The organism is Teichococcus aestuarii (genome assembly GCF_003116135.1).
GTDB classification, from domain to species: Bacteria; Pseudomonadota; Alphaproteobacteria; order Acetobacterales; family Acetobacteraceae; genus Pseudoroseomonas; species Pseudoroseomonas aestuarii.
On sequence record NZ_PDOA01000002.1, the window covers coordinates 535,014 to 542,226 of the forward strand.

The window sequence follows — 7,213 nt, forward strand, 5'->3', positions numbered from 1 at the left end:
GAATGAATTCCCCCGGGCCCCCTTCCTTTATTTCCGCAAGCTCCCGGGCGCGCCTGCGGCGACGCCCGGCCCTATCACATCCGGCATTGGCCGGCGTAGGCGTCGGTGTGGTTCTCCAGCACCTTGCCCTTGGTCACCAGGGCGGGCTTGCCGTCGGCGCCGCGCTCCACCTTCAGCAGGAACCAGTCCTGCACCGGGTGCTGGTTGGCGCCGAAGGCGAAGCGGCCGCGCGGGCTCTCGAAGGAAGCCGGCTGCATCGCCTTCCGGAAGGCGGCGAGATCCTCGACGCTGCCGCCCGTGCCCTTCAGCGCGGCGCCGATGGCCAGCGCCGTGTCGTAGCCCTGCTGCGCGTAGTAGGTGGGCGTGCGGTTGTACTTGGCGGTGAAGGCCTCGACGAAGCGGCGGCTGGCCGGGTTGTCGAAGTCGCTGTTCCACTGCGCCGTCACGTTGATGCCGAGCGCCGCCTCGCCCACCGCGGCGAGGGTGGTGCTGTCCATCGAGGGCGAGGCCAGCACCATCGGCGTGGTGGCCGAGAGCCCGGCCTGCACATACTGCTTCAGGAAGGCGATGCCGAGGCCACCGGGGTGGAACTGGTACACCGCGTCCGGCTGCGCGGCGCGGATCTGCGCCATCTCGGCGGCGTAGTCGGTCTGGTCGAGGCGGGTATAGACCTCGCCGGCGATCTGCCCCTTGTAGAAGCGCTTGAAGCCGGTGATGGCGTCCTTCCCCGCCTGGTAGTTGGGGGCGAGGATGAACATGCGCTTGAAGCCGAGATTCATCGCCGCCTGCCCCGCGCTCTCGTGCAGGCTGTCATTCTGCCAGGCGACGGACCAGAAGTTGCGGTGGCACTCCCGCCCGGCGAAGGTGGAGGGGGAGGCGTTGGGGCTGACATAGATGCCGTCGGAATCCAGCACGTCCGGCGCCACGGCGCCGAGCACGTTGGAGAACACCACGCCGGTCATCAGCCGGATCTTCTCGTTCTTCAGGAAGCGCTCGGCGATCTGCTTGCCCTGGCCGGGCTTCAGCGCGTCATCCTCCACCAGCAGCCGCACCGGCGTGCCGCCCAGCCTGCCATCCTCCATCTCCATGGCGAGGGCGAAGGCATCCCGGATGTCCTGCCCGAGGTAGCCGCCCGGGCCGGAGAGGGTGGTGATCATGCCGATCTTGAGTGCCGCGCCCTGTCCGGTGGCCGATTGGGCCAGGGCAGGGCGGGCCAGCAGAGGGGCCATCGCCGTCGCGCCGGCCGCGCGCAGCAGGGTCCGCCTTTCGATCATCCCAGGTCTTCCCGTCCGAAGGTTTCCCTCGTGCTTAAACCGTCTCACGCGGAGGGCGAAGGGCAAACCTGATCGGGGCCGGCAACCATCGGCCGGGGCGGCCCCTCCGGAAGGCAGGCGGGAAAGGGCGCGGGCGGGCCGCCCGCCTGGCGCGCTAGCGGTTGGCGATTCCCCGCATGTAGCGGCGCTCCGGCCGATAGGCGCCTTGCAGCAGCCATTCGCGCAGGAGGCGGATCAGGCGGGCCTGGAAGCGGCGGGAAGAGGCGAAGCGCATATCAAAAACCGTCCCGAAGATCTGATATTTCATGTTTGCCGCAGGATGCGTGAACATTCTGTAAATGCGGAACGTTGCCAGAAGATGCACAGCCAACGCCGGATTTGATTCGCCAGCCCAGGCTGCGGGCGCCACACCCGGCCGATGCCACGACCGCGCCTGATGCCTGCCCTCCTGCCCGCCTTCCTGCTGAGCCTTGCCGCGGCCGCGGTGGCGGCCAACCCGCTGTTGCCCGGCGTGGGCGAGGCGGACCCGCGCCGCGGGGTGGATGTCTCGGCGGCGCCCTGGCGGGCCTTCGGGCGGGTGCAGACGGAGCTGGGCGGCCGCTGCACCGGCGTGCTGGTCGGCCCCCGCCATGTGCTGACGGCGGCGCACTGCCTGGTCGCGCCGCGCGCCGCCGCGCTGGTGCAGCCCGGCTCGGTGCATTTCCTGCGCGGCTACCGGATGGGGGAATGGACCGGCCAGGCGCGCGTCGTCGCCTACCGGACCGGCCCGGGCTTCGAGGCGGCGCGGCGTGGCCCGGCGGGCGCGGACTGGGCGCTGCTGACCCTCGACCGGCCCCTTGGCGAGGCGGATGAGGCGTTGCCGCTGCTGCGCGTGGCCCCGGCGCCGGGCACCGCCCTGCTGCTCGGCGGCTACCAGCAGGACAGGCCGGAGGTGCTGATGGCGGATTCCGGCTGCCGCGTCCTGGCCGCGGCGCCGCTGCTGCTGCACGACTGCGCCGGCACCCGCGGCAGCAGCGGCGCGCCGCTGCTGGTGGCGGAGGGGGCGGGGTGGGCCGTCGCCGGCGTGGCGGTGGGGGTGGCGCGGGACCGGCCGCTCGGCATCGCCGTGCCGGCCGCCGCCCTGCCTGCCCCGCCGCCGCCGCCCTCGGGGCCTAGCGTGCCGCCGTCTCGACCGGCACCGCCGTGACACTGTTGTAGGGCGAGCCGTCCACCAGCTTGGTGCTGGTGATGAGATAGACCAGCACCCGCTTCTCGGCATCCAGGATGCGCGTCACCGTCAGCGCCTTGAACAGCGGCGAGGCGGACTGGCGGAACACGGATTCCGTCTGCGGCAGGCCGGCGGGCAGGCTGACCGGCCCGGTGGCGCGGCAGGCGATGCTGAAGCGCGAGGGGTCTTCCGCCAGCCCCACCCAGCCGGAGAGTCCGCCCGTGTCGGCGCGCGAGACGTAGCAGGAGACATTGGCCACGCGCGGGTCGTCGTAGCGTTCCACCACCACCTTGTCGTTGGGGCCCACCAGGCGGAAGGTGGTGCTGATCTCGCCCACTCGCGTCTGGCCGAGGGCAGGCGCCGCCAGGGCCGGCAGCATGGCGAGGGCGAAGGCCATGAAAGGCCGGAATCGGTTCATGCGCATCCTGTTTCTCCGGGCCATGCCCGGCATGGGAAGTGTGACATGTCATCTGGGATGCGCGGTGGCGGGGGCGAAGGGTGGAGCGCGCCGCTGAGGGATCTTTATCCCGCCCCTGCCTTGCCCCCCTGGTGCGGCTTGCCTATGCAGCCAGCCAAATCCTGGAGGAAGCCCCGAGAATGACCCTCGCCCCCGGCCGCCGCGCCGTTCTGGCCCTGCCTGCCCTGACTCTCCCTGCCCTGACCCTGCCCGCCCTGCTGACCGGCCGCGAGGCCCGCGCCGAGGCCGAATGGCCGTCCCGCCCGGTCCGCCTGCTGATTCCCTTCCCGCCAGGGCAGGCCACGGACACCATGCTGCGCCTGCTGGCCGACGAGCTTTCCCGCCGCTGGCCGCAGCGCGTGGTGGTGGAGAACCGCGCCGGCGGCGCGGGGGTGGTGGGCACCGACGCGGGGGCGCGGGCGGCGCCGGACGGCTACACCCTGCTGGCCTCCACCAGCGGCACACACGGCATCAACCCCAGCGTCATCCCCAACCTGCCCTACGATGCCGAGGCGGATTTCGCCTACATCACCACGGTGTTCACCGTGCCGCTGGTGATCGTGGCGCACCCCTCCTTCGCGCCCCGCACCGTGGCGGAGCTGGTGGCGGCGGCGCGCCAGGCGCCCGGCGCCATCAACTATGGCAGCGGCGGGCCCGGCACCTCGCAGCACATGGCGGCGGAGATGTTCGCCCATCAGGCCGGGGTGCGGCTGACGCATGTGCCCTATCGCGGCAGCGGCCCGGCGGTGGCGGACCTGCTGGCCGGCAACATCCCGATGATGTTCGACAGCGTGGCCAGCGCCCTGCCGCATGTCCAGGCCGGGCGCATCCGGGCGCTGGGCGTCACCTCGGCCGCGCGGGCGCCGCAACTGCCGGAGGTGCCCAGCATCGGCGAGACGCTGTCGGGCTACGTGGCCATCGGCTGGGGCGGGCTGTGCGCGCCGGCCGGCACCCCGGAGCCGATCCTGCGCCGCGTCAATGCGGAGGTGACGTCCCTGCTGCGCGACCCGGCCTTCGCAGCGCGGATGCAGCAGATGGGCGGCACGCCGGCCCCCCAGGAGATGGCGGAGGCCGGCGCCTTCGTCCGCGCGGAGATCGCCAAGTGGCGGGCGGTGGCGCGCACCGCGAATGTGCGGCTGGGAGGCTGAGGCAGCCGGCGCGCGCCTTCGCCTTTCTGCCGCCTTCAGGCGCGCCGCGGCTCCGCCGCCTTCAGGCACGCCGCGGCTGGCTGCTCTCCGGCACCGGGCGGGCCGGCAGCTCCAGCGCGGCGTCCAGCCCGTTGATCATGCGTTGCAGATCCGGCAGGCGGCTGGCGCTGGGCGCCTCGTGAGCGATGCCCAGCGTCTGGGCGATGTGGCTGCGGCGCGCCGCCAGGGCATGTTGCCGCAGCACGCGCAGATTGTCGTTCGGCGTCATAGCGGTTCCTCCTTCGGCTTCTTGCTGAGCCGCTGGAGAGAGTGGGACGGCGCCGGAGCGGCCGCAAGCGTGCGGAACCCGCGAAATTTCTCTCGCTTTTGTTTGAATTTGGGTGGATCAATAACTCGTTAACAGTTTGTCCGCAGGATACTTCCTACCTTCCGCGAGGCACCGCCATGAGCGACACCGTTGCCGATCCCAGCCTGTCCCTCGACCTCGAGCTGCCGGAGGCGCGCCCCTCCCCAGCCAAGGGGCTGATGTGGGGAGGGGTGCTGAGCATTCCGCTCTGGGCGCTCATCGGGCTGGTGGTGGCTCGCGCCTTCTGAAGCGCGGCCTGTCCCTGGCTCCGCGCCAGGGCTGGCTCGTCTTTTCCCCGCCCTGAAATGAAGCGCCGCAGGCCGGACCGGCCTGCGGCGATTTCGTGCGGCAGGCGGAGGCTTCGGCCGGCGGCATCGCTTATCGGCAGGGAGGCTCGCATTCTGCTGGCCGCGGGACGCGCCGGGGCGGCATGGCCCGGCCGGCTGTGGCGGCTGGCAATCCCGCCGCGACGGGCCAGCGCGCCGGAGGTGCCCGAGGGAATGACCGGAACGATCCTGGCCGCCTCCGGGCGCGGGATGTCCGCGGCCCTGCTGCGGATCAGGGGTCGATCGCATCCCCGACGGCATGGATCGGACCGCCGACCGGGCCGCCGACAACAGGCACGACCTTCACCACATCGCCGGCGACACGGAAGGGCAGGGCCACCAGCCCGCAGCCACTCAGGCACAGAAGCGCCGCAAGACAAACGATCAACCGCATCGGGCGATCTCCCTTGATGAGGCGGGCACACCGGTCGGGCGTGGGCCAGCCGGGGTTCCGGGTCCGGAAGCAGGCACCTTGACTGCGGCTTCAATGGGGCACGGAGGGGGGGCAGGGCGGGCATGGCCGCCGGGCCACGGGGAGGGCTGCGATGAAGACGGCGCCAAGCGGCGACCGGCCGGCGGCCCGTTGGACCACAGCGCAGGCATGCCCGAATTTTCTGGAACGAAAGGGTGGCGGACCCGATACGATTCGAACGTACGACCTTTGCCTTCGGAGGGTGGGGCTGGAAAGCTTTCTGCGGTTTTCCGACGTTTTCCCAGATTGGATAAATTGGCTATTTTCAGTTAGATAAGCTGGATCGGGGCTTTCCGATATTTTCCAGCATATTCCCCGGCTTCCCATTTCGTGGTGACTCCCTGGTGACACCAGATGCCCAGGGCAAAGGTCATCATGCCGAAGCTGACCAAGCGAGTTGTGGACGCGGCCGAGCTGCGGGAGAAGCCGTACTTCCTCTGGTGCAGCGACCTGCCGGGCTTTGGGGTGCGGATCTTTCCATCTGGCAAGAGGGTCTACTACGCCGACTACCGGCCTAAGGTTGGGGCGCGCCGACGAATGACGCTCGGGCCCCACGGCAAGCTGACCACCGAGGATGCCCGGAAGCTGGCCCTGGCGACGCTGGGCAGCGTCTTGCAGGGGGAGGACCCCGCCGAGGAGAGAGCGACTCGGCGCAGTTCCCTGACCGTGAAGGAGCTGTGCGAGCGCTACCTGGAGGCGGCCGAGAAGGGGCTGATCCTGGGAAAGCGGGGTGCGCCGAAGAAGGCCAGCACCCTGGTGGCCGACCGCAGCCGGATCAGCGCCCACATTCTCCCCCTCCTGGGCAGCCGGAAGGTCATGGACCTGAGCCGGACAGATGCCACCCGCTTCATGCGCGACGTGGCGGCGGGCAAGGCGGCCAGGACCGCCAAGACTGGCAAGCCGCGGGGCAAGTCGATCGTGGAAGGCGGGAAGGGGGCTGCAACCCGGACCATGGGCCTGCTGGGCGGCATCCTGTCCTTCGCCGTCTCCGAGGGCATCATCCCCACCAACCCGGTGCATGGGGTGAAGCGGCCGGCAGACCAGCGGAAGCGGGCTCGCCTGACGCCGGAGACCTACGCGCGACTCGGCCAGGCGCTGGCGAAGTGGGAGGCGGAGAGCGGCAGCGCCTCGGCCATTTTGGCGATCCGGCTGCTGGCTCTGACCGGCTGCAGGCGGGGCGAGGTCGAGAAGCTGAAGTGGTCAGAGATCGATGCTGCGGGGCACGCTCTGAGGCTGGAGGACAGCAAAGAGGGCGCATCCGTCCGGCCGATCGGGCAGGCAGTGCTGGACCTGCTGGAGAAGGCGCCACGGCAGCCCGGGCAGGTGTACGTCGCGCCGGGCCGGGATCTGAGGAAGCCTTATGGAGGCCTGACAGGCGCTTGGAACCGGCTGGCCAGGGAAGCCGGCCTGGAGGGTGTCACCCTGCACACCTTTGACCTGCCCCCTTAAAAGTGGACCGCCGCTGATGTGAGATTAGCGGGACGCGGAGGGGAGGAGGTTGAGATGGCGAGGAAGCAGCACAAGCCGGAGGAGATCGTGGCCAAACTGCGTCAGGTCGAGGTGTTGGTGGCGCAGGGCAAGACGGTGGCCGAGGGTGCCCGGGTCATTGGGGTGACGGAGGCGACCTACTACCGCTGGCGGTCGGAATACGGTGGCCTGAAGCTGGACCAGGTGAAGCGGCTGAAGCAGTTGGAGCAGGAGAATAGCCGCCTGCGCAAGGCCGTGGCGGATCTGACGCTGGAGAAGCTGGTGCTGAAGGAAGCCGCGTCGGGAAACTTCTGAGCGCCGCGCGTCGCCGGGCGGCGGTGGAGCATGTCAGGGCGTCACTGGGCGTCTCGGAGCGCTTTGCCTGCCGCGTGCTGGGGCAGCATCGCGCGACGCAGCGGCAGGCGCCAGCCCCTCCGGACGATGAAGCGGCGCTGACGGCGGCGATCATTGGCCTGGCCCGGCAATACGGCCGATACGGCTACCGCCGGATCACGG

General features: G+C 70.5%; 9 protein-coding genes and 1 pseudogene. 5 read left to right on the plus strand and 5 right to left on the minus strand.

Features of this window, described 5'->3' with window-relative positions; genetic code table 11:
- Positions 1-74 precede the first annotated feature (74 nt).
- The gene (locus CR165_RS05435) at positions 75-1,274 is read right to left on the minus strand and encodes an ABC transporter substrate-binding protein (RefSeq protein ID WP_109515916.1); all 1,200 of its coding nucleotides are present in this window, start codon (positions 1,272-1,274) and stop codon (positions 75-77) included.
- Between the two features lie 154 nt (positions 1,275-1,428).
- Entirely contained in the window at positions 1,429-1,605 is a 177-nt protein-coding gene (locus tag CR165_RS24890; protein ID WP_181378006.1) for a hypothetical protein, read from the minus strand.
- A gap of 105 nt (positions 1,606-1,710) precedes the next feature.
- On the opposite strand from CR165_RS24890, the gene CR165_RS05440 reads away from it, so the two are divergent.
- Positions 1,711-2,460, plus strand: a complete 750-nt coding sequence (locus CR165_RS05440) for a trypsin-like serine peptidase (RefSeq protein ID WP_181378007.1) — start codon at positions 1,711-1,713, stop codon at positions 2,458-2,460.
- On the opposite strand, the gene CR165_RS05445 is transcribed toward CR165_RS05440, so the two are convergent.
- The gene (locus CR165_RS05445; protein WP_109515975.1) at positions 2,426-2,899 is read right to left on the minus strand and encodes a CreA family protein; all 474 of its coding nucleotides are present in this window, start codon (positions 2,897-2,899) and stop codon (positions 2,426-2,428) included. The two genes, CR165_RS05440 and CR165_RS05445, sit on opposite strands and share 35 nt — an antisense overlap.
- 179 nt (positions 2,900-3,078) lie before the next feature.
- On the opposite strand from CR165_RS05445, the gene CR165_RS05450 reads away from it, so the two are divergent.
- Complete coding sequence (locus CR165_RS05450; RefSeq protein WP_109515918.1) at positions 3,079-4,086, plus strand: Bug family tripartite tricarboxylate transporter substrate binding protein; 1,008 nt, start codon at positions 3,079-3,081, stop codon at positions 4,084-4,086.
- Between the two features lie 61 nt (positions 4,087-4,147).
- Here the strand turns inward: CR165_RS05450 and CR165_RS05455 are convergent, their stop codons facing one another.
- Positions 4,148-4,354: a hypothetical protein gene (locus tag CR165_RS05455; protein ID WP_109515919.1), complete on the minus strand. Its 207-nt coding sequence runs from the start codon at positions 4,352-4,354 to the stop codon at positions 4,148-4,150.
- A gap of 176 nt (positions 4,355-4,530) precedes the next feature.
- Between CR165_RS05455 and CR165_RS24895 the strand changes: the two genes are divergently transcribed.
- The gene (locus CR165_RS24895; protein ID WP_181378008.1) at positions 4,531-4,680 is read left to right on the plus strand and encodes a hypothetical protein; all 150 of its coding nucleotides are present in this window, start codon (positions 4,531-4,533) and stop codon (positions 4,678-4,680) included.
- A 310-nt stretch (positions 4,681-4,990) separates the two neighbouring features.
- Here the strand turns inward: CR165_RS24895 and CR165_RS05460 are convergent, their stop codons facing one another.
- Positions 4,991-5,152: a DUF6726 family protein gene (locus CR165_RS05460; protein ID WP_109515920.1), complete on the minus strand. Its 162-nt coding sequence runs from the start codon at positions 5,150-5,152 to the stop codon at positions 4,991-4,993.
- Positions 5,153-5,605: 453 nt separating this feature from the next.
- On the opposite strand from CR165_RS05460, the gene CR165_RS05465 reads away from it, so the two are divergent.
- Both CR165_RS05465 and CR165_RS05470 read left to right on the plus strand, forming a co-directional pair.
- Complete coding sequence (locus CR165_RS05465; protein WP_109515976.1) at positions 5,606-6,679, plus strand: tyrosine-type recombinase/integrase; 1,074 nt, start codon at positions 5,606-5,608, stop codon at positions 6,677-6,679.
- A gap of 54 nt (positions 6,680-6,733) precedes the next feature.
- Positions 6,734-7,213, plus strand: a pseudogene (locus CR165_RS05470) (transposase); the annotation flags it as partial.

What these genes read in the sequence shown, in the direction of transcription:
- CR165_RS05435 (WP_109515916.1), bottom strand. Translation starts at nt 1,274, where the DNA reads ATGATCGAAAGGCGGACCCTGCTGCGCGCGGCCGGCGCGACGGCGATG.
- CR165_RS24890 (WP_181378006.1), bottom strand. Translation starts at nt 1,605, where the DNA reads ATGTTCACGCATCCTGCGGCAAACATGAAATATCAGATCTTCGGGACG.
- CR165_RS05440 (WP_181378007.1), top strand. Translation starts at nt 1,711, where the DNA reads ATGCCTGCCCTCCTGCCCGCCTTCCTGCTGAGCCTTGCCGCGGCCGCG.
- CR165_RS05445 (WP_109515975.1), bottom strand. Translation starts at nt 2,899, where the DNA reads ATGAACCGATTCCGGCCTTTCATGGCCTTCGCCCTCGCCATGCTGCCG.
- CR165_RS05450 (WP_109515918.1), top strand. Translation starts at nt 3,079, where the DNA reads ATGACCCTCGCCCCCGGCCGCCGCGCCGTTCTGGCCCTGCCTGCCCTG.
- CR165_RS05455 (WP_109515919.1), bottom strand. Translation starts at nt 4,354, where the DNA reads ATGACGCCGAACGACAATCTGCGCGTGCTGCGGCAACATGCCCTGGCG.
- CR165_RS24895 (WP_181378008.1), top strand. Translation starts at nt 4,531, where the DNA reads ATGAGCGACACCGTTGCCGATCCCAGCCTGTCCCTCGACCTCGAGCTG.
- CR165_RS05460 (WP_109515920.1), bottom strand. Translation starts at nt 5,152, where the DNA reads ATGCGGTTGATCGTTTGTCTTGCGGCGCTTCTGTGCCTGAGTGGCTGC.
- CR165_RS05465 (WP_109515976.1), top strand. Translation starts at nt 5,606, where the DNA reads ATGCCGAAGCTGACCAAGCGAGTTGTGGACGCGGCCGAGCTGCGGGAG.